Source organism: Microbacterium sp. MMO-10 (assembly GCF_037148715.1).
In the GTDB taxonomy this organism is placed as follows: Bacteria; Actinomycetota; Actinomycetes; order Actinomycetales; family Microbacteriaceae; genus Microbacterium.
This window is the reverse complement of sequence record NZ_JBBCSV010000002.1, coordinates 331,939-355,699: the sequence shown is the minus strand read 5'-3', so window position 1 is coordinate 355,699 and position 23,761 is coordinate 331,939. Positions and strand designations below refer to the sequence as shown.

The window sequence follows — 23,761 nt, the reverse complement described above, 5'->3', positions numbered from 1 at the left end:
ATCGGAGGGGACGCGCTGTCGAGCGGCGCGCGCTGGTCAGTTCAGGGCGCGGGTGCTCGCCGGGATGACGCCTCCGGCGTAGATCTCGGCGGCGTTGTCCTGCAGCGCCGTCAGAGCCACGCGCTGCGGCAGCGGCCCGTAGGAGATGCGCGCGGCGCCCAGTGCCTCGTACTCGGTCGAGGTGAGCGCTCCGGGCAGGCCGATCACGCTGACCTTCCCGTGCCCGATCCCCTCGACGAGCGCGCGAGTGGTGTCGGCATCGAGGATGCCCGGCACGAAGACCGCGGTCGCGCCGGCGTCGAGGAAGGCCCGGCCGCGCTCGATCGCGTCGGCGAGGGACTCCTCCACCGGACGACCGCCGCCGCGGACGAAGGCGTCGGTGCGCGCGTTGAGCACGAACGGCACGCCCTCCGCCTCACCGGCGCGGATCATCGCCTCGACGTTCGCAGCAGCCTCGGCGAGGGGACGCAGCCGGTCCTCGACGTTGGCGCCGACGACGCCCGCGCCGATCGCGAGGCGCACGGTCTCCCCCGCGTCGCCGTAACCGTCGTCAAGGTCGGCGGTCACGGGGAGCTCGACGGCGGCGGCGATGCGACCGACCATGTCGAGCATGAGCTCGCGCGGGATCGCGCCGTCGGCGTAGCCGTAGGACGAGGCGATGGAATGGCCGGCCGTGGCGATGGCCGTGGTCTCGGGCAGGGCGGCGATCGCCTGCGCGGACACGACGTCCCATACGTTCACGACGCGGAGGATCTCGGGTGCCGCATAGAGCGCGGCGAGGGTGCGGGCCTTGTCAGCGGTGCTGGTCATGGACACCACGCTAACGCCCGTCTCGGACGCACAGGGCGGCTTAGGCTGAACCCATGCCTCAGCGCCGATCGCACGTCGCCCCCTCCGCCGCGCAGTCGGAGCTCGCCACGGCGCTCGCGGCCCTGCGCACCGAGATCGACGCGCCGGCCGAGTTCTCGCCCGAGGCGCTTGCGGAGGCCGCCTCTGCGACGGCACCGACGCCCGACCTGGATCTGCGCGACATCGCCTTCGCGACGCTGGATCCGGCGGGATCCATGGACCTCGACCAGGCGTTCCAGCTGGAGCGGAACGGGTCCGGATACACCGTGCGCTACGCGATCGCCGACGTGCCGTCGTTCGTCGCGCCCGGCGGCGCCCTCGATCTCGCCGCGCGTGCCCGCGGCGAGACCCTGTACGCGGCGGACGGCACGATCCCGCTGCACCCGCCCGTGCTCAGCGAAGACCATGCCTCGTTGCTGCCCGACCAGGACCGGCCGGCGCTGGTGTGGACCTTCACTCTGGACGCGGACGGATCCGCCACCGGCACGCGCCTCGAGCGTGCTCTCATCCGCTCGCGGGCAAAGCTCGACTACGCTTCGGTGCAGTCCGACCTCGACGCCGGACGGGACTCTCCGGCGGCGCTGCTGCCGGAGATCGGGCGCCTGCGCCTGGAGCAGGAGGCGCAGCGGGGAGGCGCGAGCCTGAATCTGCCCGACGAGGAGGTCGTGCGCCACGACGACGGCTCCTACGCGATCGAGCGCCGCACGCCGCTGCCCGTGGAGGACTGGAACGCGCAGCTCTCGCTCCTGACCGGGATGGCCGCGGCGCAGCTCATGCTCGAGGCGAAGGTCGGGATCCTGCGCACGATGCCGCAGCCCGATGACGCCGCCTTCGAGACCTTCCGCCGGCAGACGACGGTGCTCGGCACGCCGTGGACGACGGGCCGCTACGGCGACTATCTGCGCGGCCTCGACCGGGACGATCCGCGCACCCTGCCGATCCTGGAGGCGGCTTCCGCCCTCTTCCGCGGCGCCGGGTACGTCGCCTTCGACGGAGCGGCCCCCGCGGAGACCGTGCAGGCGGCCATCGGCGCCCCTTACGCGCATGCCACCGCCCCGCTGCGGCGACTCGTCGACCGGTGGTCGCTGACGATCTCGCTCGCCGTGAGCCGCGGCGAGGAGATTCCGGGGTGGGTGCGGGAGAGCCTCCCACTCGTGCCGGATCTCATGAGGGCCTCGGCGCAGCGCTCGTCGACGCTGAACGCGCGCACCCTCGACCTCGTGGAGGCGGCGCTGCTCGCCTCCCACGTCGGGGAGACGTTCGACGCGGTGGTGATCCGCCGCAACGGCGCACGCGGGACGGTGCAGATCGAGGAGCCGCCCGTCACGGCCTCGGTGGCGCTGCCCGAGACGGCCGCTGCGGGGTCGACCGTCCGGCTCTCGCTCGGTGCGGTCGATGTCGCGAAGGGGCAGGTCTCCTTTGCCGTCGTCTGACCGCCCCGCCGACGCCCTCTCCGCGTGGATCCGCGACCGCGCGCGCCCGCTGCGCACGCTCGATCCGGACGACGTCGACGATTCCGACCTCGAACCGCTGCTCGAGATCGTCGGGGATGCGCGCGTCGTCGCGCTCGGCGAGTCGATGCACCGCGTGCACGAGTTCTTCGCTCTGCGCGACCGGATGTTCCGCTTCCTGCACCGGCGCGCCGGCTTCACGGCGTTCGTGACGGAGAGCGGGCTCCCGGAAGGGCGTCACGTCGACGACTGGATCCGCACAGGTCGCGGCGGCCTTCGGGACGCGCTGCGGGACGGGGTCTCCTACCGCTTCGGCGCCTGTCAGGAGATGCTGGATCAGCTCACCTGGATGCGCGAGCGCGCCGCGACCGCGCGTTCGATCCCGCGCTGGTACGGCATGGACCTGCCCGACTCCTCGGCGAGCGCGCTGCCCGGCGTGCAGGCCGCGCTGGAGCTGCTCGACGTCGTCGATGCGCACTATGCGGCGCATGTGCGGGCGACTCTGCTCCCCCGGTTCGGATATCTCCCCGCCGACCGCACCGGGCTGGCGCAGGCGGCGCCGACGATCCAGGCGTATCTGGCGCTGCCCGCAGCCGAGCGCGCCGCCCTCACCGTCGGCATCGCCGATCTCGCGGCTCGGATCCGCGCTCGCCGTCGTGAGCAGGTCGCCGCGCTGGGCGGCGGTGCCGAGGCCGAGGCGCGGGTGGACTTCCCGATCCACGCGGCGGAGAGCGCCCGCGCGGCCGATGCGTTCCTGCAGGCCATGACCGCCGGCCCCACCCGCACCTGGCCCGCCGCGAACATCCGCGACGCATGGATGGCCGACGCCGTGGAGGGGATCCTGCAGCGCGAGCCCCGCATCCTCGTCACTGCCGCCAACGGGCACGTTCAGCGCACGGCGTTCTCCGCTCCCCCGTTCGTCCCGGACCCGATGACGACGATGGGCGGGCACCTCGCCGACCGGCTCGGCGGCGACCTCGTCGTGATCGGCACCCTGTTCGGCGGCGGAGAGCAGTGGCTGCACCGCCCCGCTCCCGCCGACCCACCGGGCCACTCCCGCCCGTTCGTGTCCGCGCTCGCTCCCCTGGATCCTGCGAGTCTCGACGCCGCCGTCGAGCGCTCCGGGATCGGCGACGCGATCGTGGACCTGCGAAGTGCGCCGCCGACGGTGTCCGCGGCGCTCGATGCCACGACGGGGTGGCACAACGGCGACGTGGTCCAGCCGGGCCGAGCCCGCGACGCCTTCGACGCGGTGGCCTTCGTCCGCTCGGTATCGCCGTGGCAGACCTGGATCGACGAGCGGGGTCTGGATCGGCGGTGAGGACGTCTCACCCTGTCGTTCCGCGCGGAGCGGGGGGCGGAGAGGTTCTGCACAGATTCCGCAGCTCTCGTTCGACCGGCCGGTGCCGCTGCGAGGATCAGGCATGGAGATTTTCACCGAGGTCGACGCGCAGGTTCAGAACCTGCGCGCGCTCCTCGGCGATGCGCTCGAATCGGCCGATCTCGTCGCCGTCATCGAGAGGCTCGACGACATGCATGCCGTCGACACGATCACCGCGGCGACGGCGCTGATCCACTGCGGCGAGAGGATCCGCGCCGCGGCCACCGGAGTGATCGCGGCACGTTCCGCCCGGGACGCGGGGCAGGCCGGGCTCGCGCAGTCCCTCGGGCACAGGAATGTCGCCTCCCTCGTGCAGGAGATCACGGGATCGACGAGAGCAGAGGCGAACCGGCAGGTGCGGATCGGTGAATCGCTCCGCGCCTCGGCGACCACGACCGCTTCCCGGACACGGCGGCGGACGGCGGATCGGCTGACGAGTCGGAGCCGGTCGCGCTCTGGCACGCCGGACTCGATCGCGCCCTGCTGGAGGGTCGACTCACGACCGCGCAGCACGACGCGATCCGCCAGGGACTCGCCGACCCTCCCCTGTCCGACGAGACGACGGAACGGCACGAAGAGAACGACGCGCTCATGCGAGACCTCTGGGAGATCGCCGCCGATCAGCTCATCGCCGCGGCGGCGCACGATACCCCGGAGACGCTGAGCGCCGCTGCGCGCTCCATCCGCGATCGGCTCGATTCCGAGGGCGCCGCGCGACGCTTCGAAGAACGGTACGCACGGCGCTCCTTCCGCGTCTGGACGACCCTCGACGGTCACAAGCGCGGTGCGATCGACTTCGACGACGAGGGCTACGCCTGGGCGGCGACGATCATCGCCAACGCCCTGCGCCCGCGCACCGGCGGCCCTCGGTTCGTCGACGCCGAGGAGAAGGCTCGCGCGAGATCGCTGGCAGATGACCCGCGCACGAACGATCAGCTCACCTACGACCTCCTCCTCGACCTCCTCCGGGCCGGATCCCTCGCCGATGCCCCGGCCGTCTTCGGGACGCGGCGCGCCGGCGTCCGCGTCGTCCGGGTCGTGGGCGCCGACGACATCGCGGATCCGATCGCGCACACGGAGGATCACCTCCACACCTTCCCGGCCGCGGTCGCCGAGCAGCAGTCATGCGATGCCGGATCCGTATCCGTCACCGTCGACTCCCGAGGGAACCCGCTCGACGTCGGTCGGGAGCACCGGCTGTTCACCGCGAAGCAACGCGTCGCACTCGCGGTCCGAGACGGCGGATGCCGATGGGTCAGCTGCGACCGCCCCGCGTCCTTCTGCGAGGCTCACCACATCGACGAATGGGCTCGCGACGACGGGCACACCGACATCGACCGCGGAGTCCTGCTCTGCCGCTTCCATCACATGCAGCTGCATCACGGCGGCTGGCGCATCACACGCCACGGCAAGGACGACTTCGTCCTCCATCATCCGCGCGGCCAGACGTCTGCGCTCCCGCCCCGGCCAGCCCTCAAGTACGCCTGGACGGGGTTCGAACCGCCACCGAAGAGGTTCCGTCCGGTGGCGTGAGCCCCGGCCGCCCCGCCCCTGATCGGGAGGGGCCGACTACGCCGGAACCGAAGTCGTCGTCATCACGAGCAGCTGTGGATCCGACAGATCCAGCGACACCCGGATCGAAGCGAACTCCGCGAGCGACGACACGTGCGTGCCGCCGCACAGGATCGACGCCGTGCCCTCGGGCAGTCCGCACACCCAGCGACGACGGTCCACGATCGTCTCACCGTCGACCTCGATCCGGCTCGACGCTGCGGAGGCCACCCAGGCCGCGAGCTGCGTGTTGATGCGCTCCTCGCGTTCGGCCAGAGTTGCCGCGAAGCCCTCGGTGTCGAATCCCGCCTTGCGCAGGCTTTTGCCGAGACGGTACTCGTCCACCGAACCGCCCTCGTCGATGAAGCTCGTCTGGTTCGCACGCCCCTCGAAGTCGGGCGAGCCGAGCGCGTCGGATCCGGGATCCTTGCGCCAGAGGTCGGCGACCGCGAGATCCAGAGCCAGCGATGCCAGGTGGCAGGCCGTGTGCCCACGGCTCAGCCCCGCGCGACGCTCCGCATCCACCGTCGCCTCGGCGGAAGCTCCTGCGGCGAGCGCCGAGGGAACGGCCTCGACCCGGTGCCCGACGAGCCAGGTCCAGCCCGCGGCTCCCCGCTTGACAGGGATGTCCGAGCCGACCGCGACCACGCCCTCGTCGCTCACCGCCGCCATGACCGCCTCGGACACGGCGACCTCGACGTCGTCCACGCGCAGCGACCCCCGGTCTCCCGGCTGATCCGGCCAGGTGTGGTCGACGGGATGGAAAGGAGTCCGGTCCAGCACGACGACCGCACCGGTGTCCGACGGATGCACGCCCACGACGCGGGCGGACTCGACGAGGGATCCCGAAGGGAAGGTGACGACGGTGCTGGACGACACGGAGGCTCCTGACAGGGTGACGAGGGAAGGATCCCGACGTCAGTGCGACGGCGGGATGGTGAAGCTCGCGAGGCGATCGCCGGAGACCACGAAGATCCCGTCCGACTCGCCGGTGAAGACGCTGCTGCGCCAGTCGAAGCGGATCCTGGTCGTGTCGCCCTCGGTCTCCGCGGTCAGGACCGTCATGCGTGCGCCGGCGCCGATCGCGTCGGATGCGGCCCATGCCCGCACTCCCTCGGGACCCTTCTTGACGGTGCCCCAGTCGCTGACGAAGCCCTCCGGCGTGAAGGCGGCGACGAACGCCTCGGTGTCGGCCGCGTTGATGGCGTCGACCATGCGCTGCACGGCAGCGGGAAGCGCGAAGCCGCTCATCAGCTGGTGACGACCTGTGCGGTGCCGAGGGGGGCGTTCGGCCCCATCTCGTCGGCGATGCGGTTCGCCTCCTCGATGAGCGTCGCCACGATGTCCTCCTCGGGCACGGTCTTGATGACCTCGCCCTTGACGAAGATCTGACCCTTGCCGTTTCCGGAGGCGACGCCGAGGTCGGCCTCGCGGGCCTCCCCCGGGCCGTTCACGACACAGCCCATGACGGCCACGCGCAGCGGAACCGTCATGTCCTTGAGCCCTTCGGTGACGTTCTCCGCGAGGGTGTAGACGTCGACCTGGGCCCGACCGCACGAGGGGCAGGACACGATCTCGAGCTTGCGCTCGCGCAGGTTCAGCGACTGCAGGATCTGATGCCCGACCTTGACCTCCTCGGCCGGCGGGGCCGAGAGGGAGACGCGGATCGTGTCTCCGATGCCCTCGCCGAGCAGGATCCCGAAGGCCGTGGCGGACTTGATCGTGCCCTGGAACGCGGGGCCCGCCTCGGTCACGCCGAGGTGCAGCGGCCAGTCGCCCATCGCGGCGAGGAGGCGGTACGCCTTCACCATCACGACCGGGTCGTTGTGCTTGACGGAGATCTTGAAGTCGTGGAAGTCGTGCTCCTCGAACAGCGACGCCTCCCAGCGTGCGCTCTCGGCGAGTGCTTCCGGAGTGGCCTTGCCGTACTTCTCGAGCAGCCGGGGGTCGAGGGACCCGGCGTTCACGCCGATGCGCAGCGACACTCCGGCATCCTTCGCCGCCTTCGCGATGGCGCCGACCTGGTCGTCGAACTTGCGGATGTTGCCCGGATTCACGCGCACCGCGGCGCAGCCCGCGTCGATCGCCTGGAACACGTACTTCGGCTGGAAGTGGATGTCGGCGATGACCGGGATCTGGCTCTTCTTCGCGATGATGTGCAGCACGTCGGCGTCGTCCTGCGACGGCACGGCGACGCGCACGATCTCGCATCCCGAGGCGGTGAGCTCGGCGATCTGCTGCAGCGTCCCGTTGATGTCGGTGGTCTTGGTCGTCGTCATCGACTGGACGCTGACGGGGGCTCCTCCACCGACGAGCACCTTGCCGACCTTGATCTGGCGGCTCTTGCGACGCGGGGCGAGGACATCGGGGATCTTGGGCATCCCCAGGTTCACGGCTGGCACAGATCCAGGTTACCGGTGCGGGGCTGGACGGGATCCGCGTGCCGCCTGAGCAGACGCCGTGTCCGCGCCGTCACGAGGCGCACCCCTGCCGCGACGGTGTGATAGTTTCGGCGCATGTCCGCGAACCGCACCTGGTGCCCCGCCTCCTAGGCGGTGAGTTCGCGTACCACGATCCAGACCGCCTTCCGGGGCGGTCTTGTCGTTTCTGCCGCGTCGGATCCCCTGCTCAGGAGCCCCTTTGATGACCACCGCCGACCGGATCCATTCGCTCGATTCGTCCTTCGTGCTGCTCGCCCGTGAGGGCTCGGACAGCGTCGAGCTGCTCACCGGCACGATCGTCGACGTCGATCTCCTCGCCGACATCCCGCTCGACGCCGACGGAGCGCGCCGGGAGGTGTTCGCCCTGGTGCCGTTCCGCCAGGTGCGCGAGCGCGGCTTCGAGGCGCAGGACGACGGAGCGCCCCTGCGCTGCCTGCTGGTCGACGAGCATCTGCATCTGCCCGCGGCCGAGGTGCTCGCGGCTCTCCCGGCGACGCCCGTCCCGCTCCACGACGGCGGCTTCGACCTCAGCGACGACGAGTACGCCGCGATCGTGGAGCGGGTGATCGCCGACGAGATCGGCCGGGGCGAGGGTGCGAACTTCGTGATCCGACGCGACTACACGGCACGGATCGACGCCACGGACTCCGCCGCGGAGCGCACCGCGGCCCTCACCTGGTTCCGCGCGCTCCTCGAGCACGAGCGCGGTGCGTACTGGACTTTCGCGGTCGTCACCCCGGGGGTCATCGCGGTCGGCGCGAGCCCGGAGGCGCACGTCGTCGCGCAGGGCGGCGTGGTGACCATGAACCCCATCTCCGGCACCTTCCGCCACCCGGCGGGCGGCTCCACCACCGCGGCTCTCGGCGAGTTCCTCTCGTCCACGAAGGAGACCGAGGAGCTGTTCATGGTGGTGGACGAGGAGCTCAAGATGATGAGCGCGGTCTGCTCCGACGGCGGGCGGATCACCGGACCCCACCTCAAGCAGATGTCGCGGCTCACTCACACCGAGTACATGCTGCGCGGCAGCAGCCGGCTCGATCCACGCGACATCCTGCGCGAGACGATGTTCGCCCCCACCGTCACCGGGTCCCCGATGCAGAACGCCTGCACGGTGATCCGCCGGCACGAGCGCAAGCCGCGCGGCTACTACTCCGGTGTGGCGGCGCTCTTCACGCCCAACGACGCCGGGGGGCACGACCTCGACGCGCCGATCCTCATCCGGACCGTGTACCTCGACGACGGCGAGGTGAGCGTCCCGGTCGGCGCCACTCTCGTGCGCCACTCCGACCCCGCCGGCGAGGTCGGCGAGACGCACGGCAAGGCCGCGGGCGTGCTGGGTGCGATCGGCGCCGTGGCGCGGGACACCGCCGCCGAAGCCCGCGAGGATGCGGACGAGCCCGGAACGGGGACGACCCCGGCAGAGGATCCGGAGATCCAGGCGCTGCTCGCCTCCCGCAACGCCCGGCTCGCCGAGTTCTGGATCAACCCGCAGGACGGTGCCACCGAGACCACGGCGGCGGCGCCCTTCGCAGGACGCACGGCCGTGGTCGTCGATGCGGAGGACCGGTTCACGACGATGCTCGCGCACCAGCTGCGCCACCTCGGGCTCGACGTGCGGATCCTGCCGTGGGCCGAAGCCGACGACGCGGAGATCGACGCCGCCGACCTGCTCGTCGCGGGCCCCGGGCCCGGCGACCCGCGGGACGGATCCTCGCCGCGCATCGCCCGGATGCGCGCACTCGTCGCGCGGCGTCTCGCCGGTGGGCGCCCGCTGCTCGCCGTATGCCTCAGCCACCAGATCCTCGCGGACTCCCTCGGGATCGCGCTCGCACCGCTCGCCAGCCCGCATCAGGGACTGCAGAAGTCCGTGCCGGTGTTCGGCGAGAGCGCCTCGATCGGCTTCTACAACACGTTCACCGCGCGCGTCACGCCTGGCACGAGCGCCGTCGGCCTCGCCGAGGTCTCCGCGGATCCGACGTCGGGCGACGTCTACGCGCTGCGCGGACCGGGTTTCGCCTCGGTGCAGGGGCACCTCGAGTCGATCCTGTCCCGCGACGGGATGACGACGCTGCAGAGGCTGGTGGCGCACGCCCTCGACGGGCACTGAGCGCCGTCAGCCGATCGTCACCGGCCGGACGAGGTCGGCGACGATCAGCAGCGCCCCCATCGCGATGAGCAGACCGGCGACGACGATCGTCAGCGGCACGAGCCTCGTGGCGTCCACCGGCGCCGGCGGCGGCCGGCGGAACAGCTTCGCCCACGCCCGCTTCAGGCCGTCCCAGAGCGCGACCACGATGTGCCCCCCGTCCAAGGGCAGGAGCGGGATGAGGTTGAAGACGAAGAGCGCGATGTTCAGCGAGCCCATGAGGCTCAGCAGCACGGCGAAGCGGTTCAGCACCGGCGCATCGGCCGCGGCGACCTCGCCGGCGATCCGGCCCACCCCGACCACGCTCAGCGGGCCGTTGGGGTCACGCGGCGTACCGGTGACCAGCGAGACTCCGACGTCCCAGAGGCGCACCGGAAGAGTGCCGATGAGCTGCACCACGGATCCGGCGTTGGTCATGGCCTGCTCGAAACCGGCGCCCATGGGCTGCTGCACATAGGCGAGCTGCGCGGAGATCCCGGCATAGCCGACGGTGCGCACGACGGTGTGGCCCTTGTCGTCGACCACCGGCCGGCCGTTGCCGTCCACCTGCTGGCGCTGCGCAGCCACCGGGGTCAGCTGGAGCGTCACGTCGGCACCGCCACGCTCGACGACCAGCGGAAGGGTCTTCCCCGGCGAGGCCTGGATGATCGCGCTCGCCTCAGCGAAGGTCGACACGGCGGTGCCGCCGACCGAGACGATCCGGTCGCCCGGCTTGACGCCTGCCTCGGCCGCGGGCGCGACCGGATCCGAGGAGGTGCAGGAGGTCTGGGTGGATCCGGCCGGCAGCACGCACTCCGACAGCGAGGCGATCGTCGTGGTGCCCTGCTGCACCCCGATGCCGCTGAGGAGGATCGTGAACACGACGATGGCGAGCACCAGGTTCATGAACGGACCGCCGAACATGACGATGATCCGCTTCCATACGGGCAGCAGGTAGAAGACGCGACCCGCACGCTGCGGATCGATGGTCTCGTCGTTGGCGGCCCTCGCATCCTGGATCAGCGAGCGGAACGCACCGCGCGATCGACTCTCCGAGGCGGCGCCGTCCGTGTCTTCGGCCGACGGCGGGTACATGCCCGACATCGAGATGAAGCCGCCGATCGGCAGCGCCTTCACGCCGTACTCCGTCTCGCCGATCTTCTTCGAGAACAGTCGCGGGCCGAAGCCGATCATGTACTGGCCGACGTGCACGCCGAACAGCTTCGCGGGCACCAGGTGTCCGAGCTCGTGCAAGGCGATCGAGACGCCGAGCCCGACCAGCACGAACAGCAGGCCGCCGACGTATAGCAGGATCTCCACCCCGCCACGCTACCGGTGCGGGGCTAGGAAACGGCCGTGCCGCGGCTGTGCGCGCCCGGTGCGCGCGGGCCTCAGGACGCCGCGGCGATCAACCGGTCGGCCGTTGCCCGCGCCCACGCCTCCGCGTCGGCGAGCGACGCGACCGTGAGGTCGTCCGGAGGCTCGTGCGCATCGACCACGCGCTGGATGATCTCGACGATCCCGAGGAACGAGAGGCGCCCCTCGTGGAACGCATCGACGGCCTGCTCGTTCGCGGCGTTGTAGACGGCGGGGAACGTGCGTCCCGCGCGTCCGACCTGCTTCGCCAGCGCCACCGACGGGAAGGCGGCGTTGTCGAGCGGCTCGAACGTCCAGCTCGCGGCCTTCGTCCAGTCGAGCGGGCGTCCGACCCCGCCGACCCGGTTCGGCCAGTCCAAGCCCAGCGAGATCGGGAGCCGCATGTCCGGCGGGGAGGCCTGCGCGATCGTCGAGCCGTCGACGAACTCGACCATGGAGTGGACGATCGACTGCGGATGAACGACCACGTCGATCCGTTCGTAGTCGACGTCGAACAGCAGGTGGGCCTCGATGACCTCGAGTCCCTTGTTCACAAGCGTGGCCGAGTTCGTCGTCACCATCCGTCCCATGTCCCAGGTCGGGTGGGCGAGCGCCTCGGCCGGCGTGACCGACGTCATCTGGTCGCGCGACCGGCCTCGGAACGGGCCGCCCGAAGCCGTGACGACCAGGCGGCGCACCTCCTGCGGGGTTCCGGAGCGGAGCGCCTGCGCCAGCGCCGAATGCTCGGAGTCCACCGGGACGATCTGCCCCGGTGCGGCGAGCGCCGTGACGAGGGCACCGCCCACGATCAGCGATTCCTTGTTCGCGAGCGCGAGCGTGCGACCGGCCCGGAGCGCGGCGAGCGTGGAGCCGAGGCCGATGGATCCCGTGATCGCGTTCAGCACCACGTCTGCCTCGACGTCGCGGACGAGCTGCTCCGCCTCGGCGGCGCCCAGCGCGGTGTCGTCGACGCCGAACTCCTCCGCCTGCTGCTCGAGAAGTTCTGCCTGCGTGCCCGCGGCGAGTCCCACGAGCTCGAATCGTTCGGGGTTCGCCCGGATGACGTCGAGGGCTTGGGTGCCGATCGAGCCGGTGGATCCGAGGATGAGGACGCGACGCATGACCTCAGCCTAGGGTCACTGCGCCGGCGCCGCCGAAGGAACCGTGCCGAGGATGTCGATCACGAACACCAGCGTCGAGTTGGCGGGGATCCCGGACTGGGCCTGCGCGCCGTACCCCTCGGCGGGCGGGATCACGGCGAGCACCTGGGAGCCCACCTTCTGCCCCTCGAGCGCCTTCTTGAAACCCGTCACCACGCCGGTGGTCTGGAACTGCGCGGGCGTCCCGCGCTTCCAGCTGGAGTCGAACTCCTTGCCGTCGGCCCAGGTCACCCCGCGGTACTGCACGATCACGTAATCGCCGCTGGCCACGGTCGCGCCGTCGCCCTGCTTCAGCACGGAGATCTTCGTCTCGGTGGGCGGGTCGGTCTTGGGAATGGTGATCTCGGGCGCGCCGTCCTTGGCGAGCTTCACCGTCGGCATGCCCTCGACCGGGGCGACCGCGGTGCCGTCGGCGACCGTGGGGAGCTTCTTCGTCGCCTCGGCGTAGACGACGACAGACTTCCCGCCCTCGCCGAACATCTTCCCGGGGATCGCGGCGACGACCGCCGAGCCGAGCGGCTTGCACTCCAGAGCCGCCACGAACAGCGACTGCTGCTGCGGATCCAGCAGCACGGGGATCTGGTCGTCGGAGCCGCGCGAGCTGGAATCGAGGACGGCGCTGTCGGCGGCGTTCACGATCCGGTAGCGGACGGAGACGAGGTCTCCGGCCTTGACGTCCTTGCCGTCGCCCTTCTTCACGACCGTCCGCTCCACCGCGGTGGCCTTGTCGATGTCCGCACCGGAGGGCACGGTGACCTTCAGATCCTTGCCCTCACCTTCGACCTTGATCGCGTCCGATGCCTTGCCCGGCTTCGCATCGAGCAGGCACGACGAGGACGCGGAAGGGCTCGGCGACGCCGAAGGGCTCCCGGCGCCGGCGCAGCCGGAGAGCAGGAGAGCCGTCGCTGCGACGGCGGACAGGGCAGCGGCAATGCGGATGCGCACGAAGGACCTCGAGACGTAGAGACGAACCCGCCCATCCTGCCCTATCGGGCTTTGCCGCCGCTGGGAAGCACCGTCGCGCCACGCATTCCGATCGCGGAATGGATCCTGATCTAGCCTTGTCTGGTGACTCCGGAACACGAACCCGCGGCGTCTGCGGACCGCAACGATGCCGTCGCCGTGCAGCATCATCCCGAGGACGAGGTGCGACGCGCGGGCGCGACGTACCTGCTCGGCCGGATGATCCTGATCCCGCTCACGCGGCTCATCTACCGCCCCCGCATCGAGGGGCGCGCGAACGTGCCGAAGGACGGACCGATCATCGTCGCGTCCAACCATCTCTCGTTCATCGACTCGATCGCGATCCCGGTGGCCGCTCCCCGGCGCGTCCACTTCCTCGCGAAGTCCAGCTACTTCGAGGGCACGAGTCTCAAGGGCCGGTTCGTCGCGAACTTCATGCGGGCCGTAGGCGCGATCCCGGTGCGCCGGGGTGCGGGCCAGGCGGCGCTCGACGCCCTGGACGAGCAGCGGAAGCTGCTGGATCAGGGCCTCGCCGTCGCGCTCTACCCCGAGGGCACGCGATCGACCGACGGTCGTCTCTACAAGGGCCGCACCGGCGTCGCCTTCCTCGCCCTCCAGACCGGCGCGAAGGTCGTGCCGGTGGGCGTGATCGGCACGGACAAGGCGATGCCCGTCGGCGCGAGCATGCCCAAGATCGGATCGAAGGTCACGATCCGCTTCGGCGAGCCCCTCGACCTCGCGCACCACGGCCCTGCGACCTCCGGACGGGCCCGCCGCGGCGCCACGGACGAGATCATGGCGGCGATCCACGCCCTCAGCGAGCAGGAGCTCGCCGGCGTCTACAACGAGGTGCCCGCGCAGGGGGCGATCGAGAAGATCAAGCAGGCGCTGCCGCACGAACGGCGCTGATCCTTCGAGGATTCCTGCGGCGACCGCTCAGCGGGCAGGTGAGGCGACGAGGATCGTCGCCTCGTGGTGCACCGGGAAGGCGACGGAGTTGGCGATGAAGCACCAGACGTTCGCCTGGGCGTGAGCCGCCTCGGCTGCCGCGCGCATCGACTCGTCGGCGATCGTGACGACCGGGCGCAGCGTCACCTCGGTGAACGCTCCCCCGCCGCGTCCGTCCTCCTCCATCGTGCCGGTCGCCTCGTCGCGATAGTCGAGCACCACGACGCCCGCGGTCACGCAGGCGTGCAGGTAGCTCAGCAGGTGGCATTCGCTCAGCGCCGCGAGCAGCATGTCCTCCGGGTTCCACCGCGTCGGATCCCCGCGGAACGGCTTGTCGGACGAGGCGAGCAGATCCGGTTTGCCCGCGATGCCGATCGTGCTCGCCCGGTCGTAGTCGCGGTACCCCGAGGTGCCGGTGCCGCGGTTGCCGGTCCAGGTCGTGGTGAGTGCGTAGTGGTGCGTGCCGAGGCCCATGGGTCCATCGTGCCAGGCCGGCGCGGCATGCGGCCAAGACGCGGCACCCCCAGGACCGACGCACACCCACGACGTCGCCGGATCAGCTACTAGGCTTGCCCTCGTGGTGCAGACTCTGACCGTCCAGGATGCCGTGGAACTCGCCGTCGTCGAACGGAATGGATTCATCGAATCCCGCCACATCGGAGCAGCCGTCGTGCTCTCCCCGGACGGCGACGTCGTCGTTCGTCACGGCAATCCCGAGGCCCTCGTGCTGCCCCGCTCGAGTCTCAAGCCGCTGCAGGCCGTCGCGTGCCTCACCGCCGGCGCGCCCCTCGAGGGCGAGCAGCTGGGGCTCGCCACGGCGAGCCATGTCGGCACCGACCGGCACGTGGCCGTGGTGCGCGAGGTGCTCACCGCCGGCGGGCTCACCGAGGACGACCTGGGGTGCCCCGCGGACTGGCCGGGCGACTCGGCGACGCGCGACGAGCTCGTGCGCGACCATGCCGGCAAGGCGCGCATCCGGATGAACTGCTCGGGCAAGCACGCGACGATGCTGCGCGCCTGCGTCGCGAACGGCTGGCCGACCGCCGGCTACCTGGACGTGGACCATCCGCTCCAGGTGCACATCAAGGAGACGGTCGAGCGGCTCAGCGGCGAACGCGTGGCGGCCACCGCGATCGACGGCTGCGGCGCGCCGGTGCACGCCATCACCCTGCTGGGTCTCGCGCGCGCCCTGCATCGCATCGGGAGCGCGTCGGAGCGCTCCCCGTTCGCCCTGCATCGGGTCGCGGGCGCTCTGGTGCGCACGGTGCGGGAGAACCCGTGGACCATCGAGGGGCCCGGGCGCCCCGACACCGTCGCGATCGAGAAGCTGGGCGTGTTCGCCAAGCATGGCGCCGAGGGCGTGATGGTGATGATCGCCCCGAACGGCACCACGGTCGCCCTGAAGATGCTCGACGGATCCGGCCGTGCGGCCACGATCGTCGCGGCGACGCTGCTCGCCCGTGCGGGCGCTCTGACCGACGCGCAGGTGGACAGCCTCGCCTCGGCCCTCCCTCTTGCCGTCCTCGGTGGCGGCAGCGGCGTGGGGGCCATCCGCCCCGGCGCCGGAATCTGAACGCCCCCAGAAAGGGCCAGGACCCCGAGCCGGAAGGCTCGTCAGGGAAAGAAAGGAGCCACGATGAGGATCTCGGTCCCCAGCGAGGTGAAGAACAACGAGTTCCGCGTCGCGCTCACCCCCGCGGGGGTGCATGACCTCGTGCTCGCCGGCCATGACGTCTTCGTGCAGTCCGGCGCCGGTGCCGGCTCCTCGATGTCGGACGACGACTACCGCGAAGCCGGCGCGACGCTGATCGACGACGCCGACGAGGTGTGGGCCCGCGCCGAGCTCGTCCTGAAGGTCAAGGAGCCGATCGCCAGCGAGTACCACCGCTTCCGCAGCGATCTGGTGCTGTTCACGTACCTGCATCTCGCGGCCGATCGCGCACTGACCGACCGGCTGGCCGAGTCCGGCATGACCGCGATCGCCTACGAGACCGTGCAGCTGGCCTCGGGAGCCCTCCCGCTGCTCGCCCCGATGAGCGAGGTCGCGGGACGTCTCGCCCCTCTCGTCGGAGCGAACACGCTGATGCGTTCGCACGGCGGCCTCGGCCTGCTGATGTCGGGCGTGCCTGGCACGCGTCCCGCGACCGTCACGGTGATCGGCGGCGGCGTCGCCGGCGCGAACGCCGCGGTGATCGCGGCCGGCATGGGCGCGGACGTGACGATCTTCGACACGAACATCGCCCGTCTGCGCTATCTGGACGACTTCTTCGGCGGACGCGTCAAGACCGCGGCGTCGAACCCGCTGGACCTGCGCCGCGCCGTGGTCGGGTCGGACCTCGTCATCGGATCGGTGCTGATCCCGGGCGCGAAGGCTCCGAAGCTCGTCACGAACGACATGGTCGCCGAGATGCGTCCGGGCAGCGTGCTGGTCGACATCGCGGTGGATCAGGGCGGCTGCTTCGCGGACACGCACCCGACGACGCACGACGACCCGACGTTCCGCGTGCACGACACGGTGTTCTACTGCGTGGCCAACATGCCGGGCGCCGTGCCGAACACGTCGACCTCTGCGCTGACGAACGCGACGCTGCCCTACGTGCGGCAGATCGCGGCGCGCGGCTGGCAGGCGGCCCTGCGCGCCGACGCCGCCCTTGCCGGCGGCCTCAACGTCACCGGCGGGAAGATCGCCAACGCCGGCGTGGCCACCGCGCACGAGCTGCCGCTCACGCCGCTCGAGGAGCTGCTGGGCTGACCCCGCTCCGCGGGGCGGGCAGGATCACCCTGGACGGCCTTCCGTCCTCGTCCACGGTCCATGCCCGCCCCGCGAACGGGAGCGCGTACGGAGGGAGCTCGCGCACGCCGGCGAGCGTGCGCAGTTCCCGGGCCGCCTCCGCGAGCACCACGATCTCCCCCGTCCGTGCGATGCGCTGCCACAGCGTGAACTGGCGCTGCCAGGAGTCCGCATCGCCCACGAGCAGCTGAAGCTCCGCGCGATCCCTCACCCCCTCGTCGAGGACCGTCGGCGTCCCCTCCGAGATCACCTGGACAGCACCGCGTCCGAACCGGTCGGCGAGCATCTCGGCGGTGCGCACCGGCGCGGTGCTCACCAGACCGACCAGGCTCGTCCTCGGCTGCCAGACCGGGTGGGGAGCCTCATCGCCGGCGCCCGTACGCCCCTCGGGCAGCACGAACTGCACCTCGGTTCCGTCGAGCAGGCCTCGCCCCGGCGGTCGCGACGGATCAAAAGTGCGGGGATCCCCGCCTGCTGCCAGGTGCTCGGTGCGGCTCGCCGATCGCAGCAGCGCCCGCGCGGGCAGCAGATCGGCGAGCAGCGCGAGCTGCGCCGTGCACCGCGACGCGCTGAGCAGCACCGTCGCCCCGCGCTCTCCGGCGTCGCGTATGACGCGCTGCAGCCGCTCCGCCCAGGCCGAGGCGTATTCCAGCGGCAGCGCGGCCAGCTGACGGTCCGCGTCGTCGACGGCCAGCAGACGAGGCAGCCTGCGGCGTCCGTCGGCCAGCTCGTCGATCACCTCCCAGGAGCGTTCGGGATCTGCCGGGAGCAGCAGCGCCCCGCTCGTCTGCTCGACGGCGTTCCGCAGCAGCGCGGTCTTGCCGGATTCCGGCCCTCCGAACACCACGAGCCCGCGGTCCTCCCCCGCACGCAGCGTGCGAGGCACCTGACGCTGACGTTCGGGCTCGTCCGCGAGGCCGAGCACGATCTCACCCGGCATCGACGGAGGCAGATCGGCGCGATGCAGCCGCGGGGGCAGCACCGGCAGCCAGGGGCTGCGAGCTCGCTCCTCACCCCGCCGCCGCGCGGCGATGACTCCGAGGTCGCTCTCGCCCGTCCGCGCCACGCGGAACGCCGCGGGCGCTGCATCCTGCGCGCGCCGGACAAAGGCCAGTCCGCGTCCGGCGACGTCCCCGGGCAGCAGCGCTGCGTCGTCGGTGCCGATCATGGCCCGGCTGTCGGCGGCGTCGGTGACGCGCAGCGCGATCCGCAGCGGGCAGTTGGCGGCCAGAGCGTCACGGATCACGCCGGTCGCCCGTTGGGTGCCGAGGATGAGATGCATGCCCAGCGCACGGCCACGCGCGGCGATGTCGGTGAACACGAGCGCGAGGTCGGGGTGCTGCTGCACGAGCGCCGCGAACTCGTCGACCACGATCACGAGGCGGCCGAGCGCCCCGTCGGCCTCCGCGATGCTGCGCGCCCCGTGCTCGGAGAGCACCCCCTCCCGGCGCCGCAGTTCGGCGCGGAGACTGCGCACACCGCGCTCGGCACCGTCCGCGTCGAGATCGGTGATCACCGCTGCGACGTGGGGCAGGATCCGCAGCGGCTCGAACGCGGTGCCGCCCTTGAAGTCGGCGAGCACGAACGCGACCTCCGTCGCCGAGTGCGCCGCGGCCAGCGCGGAGACCCAGCTCACCAGCAGTTCGCTCTTGCCCGCGCCGGTGACGCCCGTCACGAGCGCGTGGGGGCCGTCGGCCACGAGATCGACGGCGACCGGCCCCTCGGCGTCCCGGCCCAGCGCGGCGATCAGTCGACCGAGAGACGCGCCGCGCTCGTGACTGTCGGACGATACCGTCGCCAGGACCTCCGCGATCCCGACCGCTGCGGGGATGACCGCCGCCTTATCGTGCTCGAGCATCTGTGCGCGCACGATCTCCTCCGCCTGCTCCCGGGAGATCCCCTCCACGGAGCACGCCCGGTCCCCCTCCGGCGTACGCAGGCGTGCGGCCGAGGGCTCCGTCACATCGAGGACTGCGCGATATCCCGCCGGGGGTGCGGCTCCCTGCCTCCGCACGCACAGACGAGGGCCCGTGAGCGCCGTTCGCCCCACGCCGACATGCACCGGGACTCCGGGGTGGTCCCTGCGCGCCTGCGGGAGGGCATCCAGTCCCACGACCGCGACGCCGTCGCCCTCGAAGCGGATCGCGCCGCTCGCGTGCCGTACGCAGAGCTGCAGCAGCAGGGCGCGCGTCACGGCCGCCGCCACGGGAAGAGGACCGCGTATGCAGAGGCCGTCCGCAAGCGACGTCGTCACGGGCACGGCGGGCAGAGTGCGGTGCCGCGCACGGAACGCCTCGGCTGCCGGTCCCGTGCCGGTGAATCGCAGCGGCGACGCGCCGTCGCCGCTGCCGACGGCGAGCTCGACGCCTTCCTCGAACGCGAGCGACCGCGTCGGGGGTTCCCCGAGGCATGCGGCGAGATCGGGAACGGCCCGCCGCCGGCGCGCCTGTTCCTCCGCCTCTCGCGCCGCCACGGTCTGCTCCACGCGCGCCCAGGCCTGCGTCTCCTCCGCCTTCGCGATGCGCAGGGCGCGACGACGCTGCCGCAGACCGTCCAGGAACGCCGCGAGGATCATCACCGGTCCCAGCGCGGCGAAGCAGAGCGAGAGCGCGGAGCCCGTCACGGCGAAGAGCACCGCCCCCGATACGAGCGGGACGATCGCGGCGACGAGCGGGAGAGACCCGCGTGCGGGCGTCACGGGAGCAGAGGGCAGGGAGATCGTCTCGACGGCGTGCATGCCGTCATCCCATCGCAGTCCGCACGCCTGCGGGCCGGCGTGCGCGGGATCGGTGCGCTAGACGACGGGAAGCGGGGCTGTGGAGGACGAGGCGTCGGCGGAAGGGATGCGCCGCACGTCCACCACGATGATCGTGACGTTGTCCCGTCCGCCGTTCTCCAGGGCTGCGCCGAGCATCGCGTCGACCGCAGCGTCCGGAGTCGGATTGAGACCGAGGAAGTGCTGGATGCCGTAGTCGGTGAGCTCCTTCGTGAGCCCGTCCGAGCAGATCACGAAGCGGTCGCCGTCGCGCACGGAGAACTCGCGGTAATCCGGCGGCAGCGCCTCGCTCACGCCGACGGCACGGGTGATCACGTTGCTGTAGGGATGCCCCTCGGCCTCCTCGGGGCTCAGACGTCCCGCCGTGATGAGCTCCTGCACGACGGAGTGATCCGTCGTCACCTGGCTGAGCGCTCCGTCGCGGAGCAGATACACCCGGGAATCGCCGATGTTGAGCGACACCCAGTGCGCGTCCCCGTCGATCAGCGCGAAGAACACGCCTGTGAGCGTGGTTCCGGTTCCCTCGTCCGTGGTGTCGGGATGGGCGGTGATGTCCTGCACCGCCGCAGTGAGCGCGGTCTCGATGGTGGCCGGGGAGATCTCACCCGCCCCGACCGCTTCCTGCAGACGGGCGACCGTGCGCTGGCTCGCGATCTCACCGCCCGCGTGACCGCCCATGCCGTCGGCGACGACGAAGAGCGGGTACTCGGTCAGCAGCGAATCCTGGTTGCTCTCGCGCCGACGACCGGTGTCGGTCGCCCCCGCCCAGCTCAGGATGACCGTGTCGCCGGACGCCAGCGCGACCTCGCGCGTGTGGGCCGTAGAACCCTGGCTCATCGCGATCCTCCCTCTCCTCGGGCGGTCGGAACGACCGCTGAAATCTCACACATCGTAATGGATCCGCACCGTCGACACGCGGCTCAGGCCGCCGGATCCGCCGGGAGCGGAAGCAGCGCGTCGATCGCGGCGACGTCCTCCGCTGTCGGAGTCCACGCCGCGCCGGCGCGGGCGTTCGCCTCGATCTGCGCCGCCGAGGTCGCTCCGGCGATCACCGACGCCACGCCGGGCTGCGCCAGCAGCCACCCGAAGGTCGCCTCGAGCATCGTCACACCCCGCTCGTCGCAGAACGCCCGGTAGGCCTCGAGCGCATCCCACGGCGCGTCTTCCCAGAGGTGCGCCCTGGTCCGCATGATGCGGCTCTGCGCGGGCCCTCCCTCCCGGGTGAACTTCCCGGTGAGCAGGCCGTTGTGCAGCGGGAAGAACGGGAAGAAGCCGAGCCCGAAGCGGTTCACCGCCGGGAGGACCTCGCGCTCCGCGGCACGGGACAGCAGCGAGTACTGGTTCTGCGAGGAGATGAAGCGCGCGCTGCGGGAGGCGCTCAGCTGCGCCTCCGCGATCTGCCAGCCGGCGAAGTTCGAATGTCCGAAGTAGCGGATCTTGCCTTCGCGGACGAGCTCGTCGAGCGCGTCGAGCGTCTCCTCGATGGGCGTCTGCGGATCCGGCCAGTGCAGCTGGTAGAGGTCGATCCAGTCCGTGCGCAGGCGACGCAGCGACTCCGTGACCGCCCTGCGGATGTAGCGACGCGACCCACGCGCGGCGGGGAAGTCGTAGCCCATGTCGAATCCGGCATAGCCGAACTTGGTCGCCAGCACGACGCTATCGCGGCGCCCCTCGAGCGCCTCGCCCATGAGGGTCTCGCTGAGGCCCGGATCCTTGCCGTAGATGTCCGCCGTGTCGAGGAAGGTGACCCCGTGGTCGATCGCGGCGTCGAGGACCTCGCGCGTACCCTGCAGGGTCTCGGTCGCGGTGCCCGCCCGTCCGAAGTTGTTGCATCCGAGTCCCACGGCGGAGACCAGGAGCCCGGACGATCCGACACGTCGTTCAGCGCTCATGCCTTCCAAACTACAGGGCGTGATCGCGCCCCGCGCCCGCACCCGGGAACGCCGGAGGCCCCGGTCCGAGGACCGGGGCCTCCGTGAGGAGCGTCAGGCGGGGGGCTGCTCACCCGTCTGCGGAGCGTCCGGGTTCGCCGCCGGCGGGGCCGGAGGAGCCGGAGGGGCGGGCGGGGTCACTGGCGGCTGCGGCGCGGCCGGAGCCGGCGGAGCTGCCGGCGGCTGGAACGTCGGAGCCTGCGGCGCGGCGGGGGCCTGCGGCGCAGCCGGCTGGCCGTAGCCCGGCTGCTGCGGCGCTGCGTAGCCCTGGGCGGCCGGCGGCTGGTATCCCTGCGGGGCACCGTAGCCGGGAGCCGGAGCCTGTGCCGACGGCTGCACGGGAATGCCCTGCCAGACCGTGCGGTCGGCGAGGAAGCCGTTGCCGGCCCAGGAGGCGGGGACGATGTTCGGGTTCCAGCGCGACTTGTCGAACGCGTTGATGCCGAGCCACACGATGCTGAGGAAGATGTAGAGCACGACCCAGGCGCCGCTCTTCTGCAGCTTGAGGCCGACGCGCCAGGCAGCCAGCACCATCAGCACGGCCATCGCGATACCCACGAGCCATCCGAGGAAGGGCACCCAGGTGAGCAGGAAGCCGAACGCGAGCCACGGGCTCAGGTCACCGAGCTTCAGGAAGATCATCACGTTGTAGAACGGCACCCACGCGCGCCACTTGCCTTCGACGCCGGCCTTCTCGAAGATCTTCATGAGGAAGAGCGAGCCGAGCACGTAGAAGACGACGGCGAAGATGAACCAGGTCAGGGCCGCGATCAGATAGGCAGCCGCGAGCGCGGTGCTGTCTCCGTAAGAGTCCATGTTTCCCTCCGGGATCGGTTGATGATGCATTTCGCATCGAGGAGCCCCAACTGAGAATTAGCTGGGTGCTTCGACGCGAAACACCCTACCGTGTCCGGACGTCGCACTCACGAACTATTTGCGGGCCGTCGGCTGATCCGTCACCAGTTCCACGACGCGGGTCTCGTCCGCGAGCCGGAGTTCGACCCCCGCGCGCGACGCCCAGTTCCGCAGGGTGCGCAGGGAGGTGATGTTCGGCCGCTCCTGCGCAAGGCGACGGACCAGCTCGCCCTTCGCGTGTTTGTTGAAGTGATTCAGCGCCTTGCCCTGCGCTGTCACGACCCTGACGTACGCCGATGGCAGCGCCTCCGGCACCGGTCCCAGCCCGACGTACGCCTCGGAGCGCAGGTCCAGCACGAAGCGGGGATCCGCCGCCACGAGCTCCGCCGACACGGCGTCCGCCCACAGCCGCCGCAGAGCCGGGATCCCCGGCACGGATGCTCCGGCGCCGAGCCGATAGGACGGGATCGGATCCAGGGCTCCCACAGGCCCGAACGGAGCCGAGTGGATCCGGACATGAGCGCCGAGCCAGCGGCGTGCATACCCGTCCAGCGACCCGGCGTCGAGAGCATCGAACAGCACCCCGGTGTAGCGGTCCACGGCCGGCAGGATCGGGCCGTCAGCGAGGGCGGCGTTGTCCCGCACCGCCTCGGCGAGCTGGGCGTCGCTGAGCTTGAGCACGCGGCGCGTCGTCTCCGCATCCGCGGCCAGTGCCGTGAGCGCATCGCGCACCTGTTGGCGCTGCGGAAGGAGGCCCGGCAGCGCCCAGGCCGACGGATCCGCGGGCCCGCGCTTCCCGCCCGGGCGCTTGGTCTCGCTCGGCGGCAGCAGGATCATCATCGGCAGGACTCCTCGGACGACGGATGGGGACGCGCAAGCGCCGGACCCCCGCGGGGATCCGGCGCTTGCGTGAACGGTTCGATCAGGCGACGAGCGCCGCGTTGCCCGCGACGATGGTCAGGGCGTCGCCCTCCATCGACACGAAGCCGTCGCGCGCGCTGGCCAGCACCTTGGTGCCGTCGAGCTGGGTGATGCGGACCTGACCCTCGGCGAGGATCGCCAGCACGGGCTCGTGCCCGGCCATGAAGCCCAGCTCGCCCTCGACGGTCTTCGCGACCACGAGGCTGGCCTCGCCGGTCCAGACCTCCGCGTCCGCGGAGACGAGGCTGACGTGCAGCGCCAT

At 71.4% G+C, this 23,761-nt stretch carries 22 protein-coding genes; 7 read left to right on the top strand and 15 right to left on the bottom strand.

Features of this window, described 5'->3' with window-relative positions; translation table 11 throughout:
• Window positions 1-36: 36 nt before the first annotated feature.
• Window positions 37-810: an isocitrate lyase/PEP mutase family protein gene (locus WFJ17_RS06060; RefSeq protein ID WP_295034768.1), complete on the bottom strand. Its 774-nt coding sequence runs from the start codon at window positions 808-810 to the stop codon at window positions 37-39.
• A gap of 53 nt (window positions 811-863) precedes the next feature.
• Here WFJ17_RS06060 and WFJ17_RS06055 point away from each other — a divergent pair, with 53 nt between their 5' ends.
• Both WFJ17_RS06055 and WFJ17_RS06050 read left to right on the top strand, forming a co-directional pair.
• On the top strand, window positions 864-2,282 hold the full coding sequence (locus tag WFJ17_RS06055; RefSeq protein WP_336647938.1) for an RNB domain-containing ribonuclease: 1,419 nt from the start codon (window positions 864-866) through the stop codon (window positions 2,280-2,282).
• A complete protein-coding gene (locus WFJ17_RS06050; RefSeq protein ID WP_336647937.1) occupies window positions 2,269-3,621 on the top strand; it encodes an erythromycin esterase family protein in 1,353 nt (450 codons plus the stop codon). Before WFJ17_RS06055 ends, WFJ17_RS06050 begins: the two co-directional genes overlap by 14 nt.
• Window positions 3,622-3,718: 97 nt before the next feature.
• Here the strand turns inward: WFJ17_RS06050 and WFJ17_RS06045 are convergent, their stop codons facing one another.
• The gene (locus WFJ17_RS06045; RefSeq protein WP_336647936.1) at window positions 3,719-3,877 is read right to left on the bottom strand and encodes a hypothetical protein; all 159 of its coding nucleotides are present in this window, start codon (window positions 3,875-3,877) and stop codon (window positions 3,719-3,721) included.
• A 395-nt stretch (window positions 3,878-4,272) separates the two neighbouring features.
• Here WFJ17_RS06045 and WFJ17_RS06040 point away from each other — a divergent pair, with 395 nt between their 5' ends.
• On the top strand, window positions 4,273-5,214 hold the full coding sequence (locus tag WFJ17_RS06040) for an HNH endonuclease signature motif containing protein (RefSeq protein WP_336647934.1): 942 nt from the start codon (window positions 4,273-4,275) through the stop codon (window positions 5,212-5,214).
• A 36-nt stretch (window positions 5,215-5,250) separates the two neighbouring features.
• On the opposite strand, the gene WFJ17_RS06035 is transcribed toward WFJ17_RS06040, so the two are convergent.
• From WFJ17_RS06035 to ispG, 3 genes are read right to left on the bottom strand one after another with little or no spacing between them, the layout of a single operon-like run.
• Window positions 5,251-6,111 carry a hypothetical protein gene (locus tag WFJ17_RS06035; RefSeq protein ID WP_251444645.1) on the bottom strand — a complete coding sequence of 287 codons (861 nt, stop codon included), beginning with the start codon at window positions 6,109-6,111 and terminating at the stop codon, window positions 5,251-5,253.
• A 39-nt stretch (window positions 6,112-6,150) separates the two neighbouring features.
• Window positions 6,151-6,483, bottom strand: coding sequence for a nuclear transport factor 2 family protein (locus tag WFJ17_RS06030; RefSeq protein WP_336647933.1), 333 nt, complete (start codon window positions 6,481-6,483; stop codon window positions 6,151-6,153).
• Entirely contained in the window at window positions 6,483-7,634 is a 1,152-nt protein-coding gene (gene ispG, locus WFJ17_RS06025) for a flavodoxin-dependent (E)-4-hydroxy-3-methylbut-2-enyl-diphosphate synthase (RefSeq protein WP_251444648.1), read from the bottom strand. The genes WFJ17_RS06030 and ispG overlap by 1 nt, the downstream gene beginning before the upstream one ends.
• 241 nt (window positions 7,635-7,875) lie before the next feature.
• On the opposite strand from ispG, the gene WFJ17_RS06020 reads away from it, so the two are divergent.
• Entirely contained in the window at window positions 7,876-9,780 is a 1,905-nt protein-coding gene (locus WFJ17_RS06020) for an anthranilate synthase family protein (protein WP_336647932.1), read from the top strand.
• A gap of 6 nt (window positions 9,781-9,786) precedes the next feature.
• Here WFJ17_RS06020 and WFJ17_RS06015 read toward each other — a convergent pair whose 3' ends face one another.
• The 3 genes from WFJ17_RS06015 to WFJ17_RS06005 all read right to left on the bottom strand — a co-directional run bounded on the left by WFJ17_RS06015 (window position 9,787) and on the right by WFJ17_RS06005 (window position 13,259).
• On the bottom strand, window positions 9,787-11,118 hold the full coding sequence (locus tag WFJ17_RS06015) for a M50 family metallopeptidase (RefSeq protein ID WP_336647931.1): 1,332 nt from the start codon (window positions 11,116-11,118) through the stop codon (window positions 9,787-9,789).
• Window positions 11,119-11,189: 71 nt separating this feature from the next.
• Entirely contained in the window at window positions 11,190-12,275 is a 1,086-nt protein-coding gene (gene dxr, locus WFJ17_RS06010; protein ID WP_336647930.1) for a 1-deoxy-D-xylulose-5-phosphate reductoisomerase, read from the bottom strand.
• A 15-nt stretch (window positions 12,276-12,290) separates the two neighbouring features.
• Window positions 12,291-13,259, bottom strand: coding sequence for an FKBP-type peptidyl-prolyl cis-trans isomerase (locus WFJ17_RS06005; protein WP_251444656.1), 969 nt, complete (start codon window positions 13,257-13,259; stop codon window positions 12,291-12,293).
• 237 nt (window positions 13,260-13,496) lie between these two features.
• Between WFJ17_RS06005 and WFJ17_RS06000 the strand changes: the two genes are divergently transcribed.
• A complete protein-coding gene (locus WFJ17_RS06000) occupies window positions 13,497-14,186 on the top strand; it encodes a lysophospholipid acyltransferase family protein (RefSeq protein WP_251445379.1) in 690 nt (229 codons plus the stop codon).
• Window positions 14,187-14,213: 27 nt separating this feature from the next.
• Here the strand turns inward: WFJ17_RS06000 and WFJ17_RS05995 are convergent, their stop codons facing one another.
• A complete protein-coding gene (locus tag WFJ17_RS05995) occupies window positions 14,214-14,699 on the bottom strand; it encodes an OsmC family protein (RefSeq protein ID WP_336647929.1) in 486 nt (161 codons plus the stop codon).
• Window positions 14,700-14,802: 103 nt separating this feature from the next.
• Here WFJ17_RS05995 and WFJ17_RS05990 point away from each other — a divergent pair, with 103 nt between their 5' ends.
• Window positions 14,803-15,798: an asparaginase gene (locus tag WFJ17_RS05990; protein ID WP_336647928.1), complete on the top strand. Its 996-nt coding sequence runs from the start codon at window positions 14,803-14,805 to the stop codon at window positions 15,796-15,798.
• 63 nt (window positions 15,799-15,861) lie between these two features.
• Window positions 15,862-16,977, top strand: a complete 1,116-nt coding sequence (ald, locus tag WFJ17_RS05985) for an alanine dehydrogenase (protein ID WP_336647927.1) — start codon at window positions 15,862-15,864, stop codon at window positions 16,975-16,977.
• On the opposite strand, the gene WFJ17_RS05980 is transcribed toward ald, so the two are convergent.
• The 6 genes from WFJ17_RS05980 to WFJ17_RS05955 all read right to left on the bottom strand — a co-directional run bounded on the left by WFJ17_RS05980 (window position 16,949) and on the right by WFJ17_RS05955 (window position 23,761).
• The gene (locus tag WFJ17_RS05980) at window positions 16,949-19,753 is read right to left on the bottom strand and encodes an FtsK/SpoIIIE domain-containing protein (RefSeq protein WP_336647926.1); all 2,805 of its coding nucleotides are present in this window, start codon (window positions 19,751-19,753) and stop codon (window positions 16,949-16,951) included. The genes ald and WFJ17_RS05980 overlap by 29 nt on opposite strands.
• A gap of 57 nt (window positions 19,754-19,810) precedes the next feature.
• On the bottom strand, window positions 19,811-20,629 hold the full coding sequence (locus tag WFJ17_RS05975) for a PP2C family protein-serine/threonine phosphatase (RefSeq protein WP_336647925.1): 819 nt from the start codon (window positions 20,627-20,629) through the stop codon (window positions 19,811-19,813).
• An 83-nt stretch (window positions 20,630-20,712) separates the two neighbouring features.
• Entirely contained in the window at window positions 20,713-21,684 is a 972-nt protein-coding gene (locus WFJ17_RS05970; protein ID WP_336647924.1) for an aldo/keto reductase, read from the bottom strand.
• 93 nt (window positions 21,685-21,777) lie between these two features.
• Window positions 21,778-22,539, bottom strand: a complete 762-nt coding sequence (locus tag WFJ17_RS05965) for a large exoprotein (RefSeq protein ID WP_336647923.1) — start codon at window positions 22,537-22,539, stop codon at window positions 21,778-21,780.
• A gap of 114 nt (window positions 22,540-22,653) precedes the next feature.
• On the bottom strand, window positions 22,654-23,418 hold the full coding sequence (locus tag WFJ17_RS05960) for a YaaA family protein (RefSeq protein WP_336647922.1): 765 nt from the start codon (window positions 23,416-23,418) through the stop codon (window positions 22,654-22,656).
• 82 nt (window positions 23,419-23,500) lie between these two features.
• Window positions 23,501-23,761 (bottom strand): F0F1 ATP synthase subunit epsilon, encoded by a 261-nt coding sequence (locus WFJ17_RS05955; RefSeq protein ID WP_233310707.1) that lies wholly within the window; start codon window positions 23,759-23,761, stop codon window positions 23,501-23,503.

Excerpts from the sequence above, each read along its gene's own strand:
- WFJ17_RS06060 (WP_295034768.1), bottom strand. The coding sequence starts at position 810 with ATGACCAGCACCGCTGACAAGGCCCGCACCCTCGCCGCGCTCTATGCG.
- WFJ17_RS06055 (WP_336647938.1), top strand. The coding sequence starts at position 864 with ATGCCTCAGCGCCGATCGCACGTCGCCCCCTCCGCCGCGCAGTCGGAG.
- WFJ17_RS06040 (WP_336647934.1), top strand. The coding sequence starts at position 4,273 with ATGCGAGACCTCTGGGAGATCGCCGCCGATCAGCTCATCGCCGCGGCG.
- WFJ17_RS06030 (WP_336647933.1), bottom strand. The coding sequence starts at position 6,483 with ATGAGCGGCTTCGCGCTTCCCGCTGCCGTGCAGCGCATGGTCGACGCC.
- WFJ17_RS06020 (WP_336647932.1), top strand. The coding sequence starts at position 7,876 with ATGACCACCGCCGACCGGATCCATTCGCTCGATTCGTCCTTCGTGCTG.
- dxr (WP_336647930.1), bottom strand. The coding sequence starts at position 12,275 with ATGCGTCGCGTCCTCATCCTCGGATCCACCGGCTCGATCGGCACCCAA.
- WFJ17_RS06000 (WP_251445379.1), top strand. The coding sequence starts at position 13,497 with ATGATCCTGATCCCGCTCACGCGGCTCATCTACCGCCCCCGCATCGAG.
- WFJ17_RS05995 (WP_336647929.1), bottom strand. The coding sequence starts at position 14,699 with ATGGGCCTCGGCACGCACCACTACGCACTCACCACGACCTGGACCGGC.
- ald (WP_336647927.1), top strand. The coding sequence starts at position 15,862 with ATGAGGATCTCGGTCCCCAGCGAGGTGAAGAACAACGAGTTCCGCGTC.
- WFJ17_RS05980 (WP_336647926.1), bottom strand. The coding sequence starts at position 19,753 with ATGCACGCCGTCGAGACGATCTCCCTGCCCTCTGCTCCCGTGACGCCC.
- WFJ17_RS05975 (WP_336647925.1), bottom strand. The coding sequence starts at position 20,629 with ATGAGCCAGGGTTCTACGGCCCACACGCGCGAGGTCGCGCTGGCGTCC.
- WFJ17_RS05970 (WP_336647924.1), bottom strand. The coding sequence starts at position 21,684 with ATGAGCGCTGAACGACGTGTCGGATCGTCCGGGCTCCTGGTCTCCGCC.
- WFJ17_RS05965 (WP_336647923.1), bottom strand. The coding sequence starts at position 22,539 with ATGGACTCTTACGGAGACAGCACCGCGCTCGCGGCTGCCTATCTGATC.
- WFJ17_RS05960 (WP_336647922.1), bottom strand. The coding sequence starts at position 23,418 with ATGATGATCCTGCTGCCGCCGAGCGAGACCAAGCGCCCGGGCGGGAAG.
- WFJ17_RS05955 (WP_233310707.1), bottom strand. The coding sequence starts at position 23,761 with ATGGCGCTGCACGTCAGCCTCGTCTCCGCGGACGCGGAGGTCTGGACC.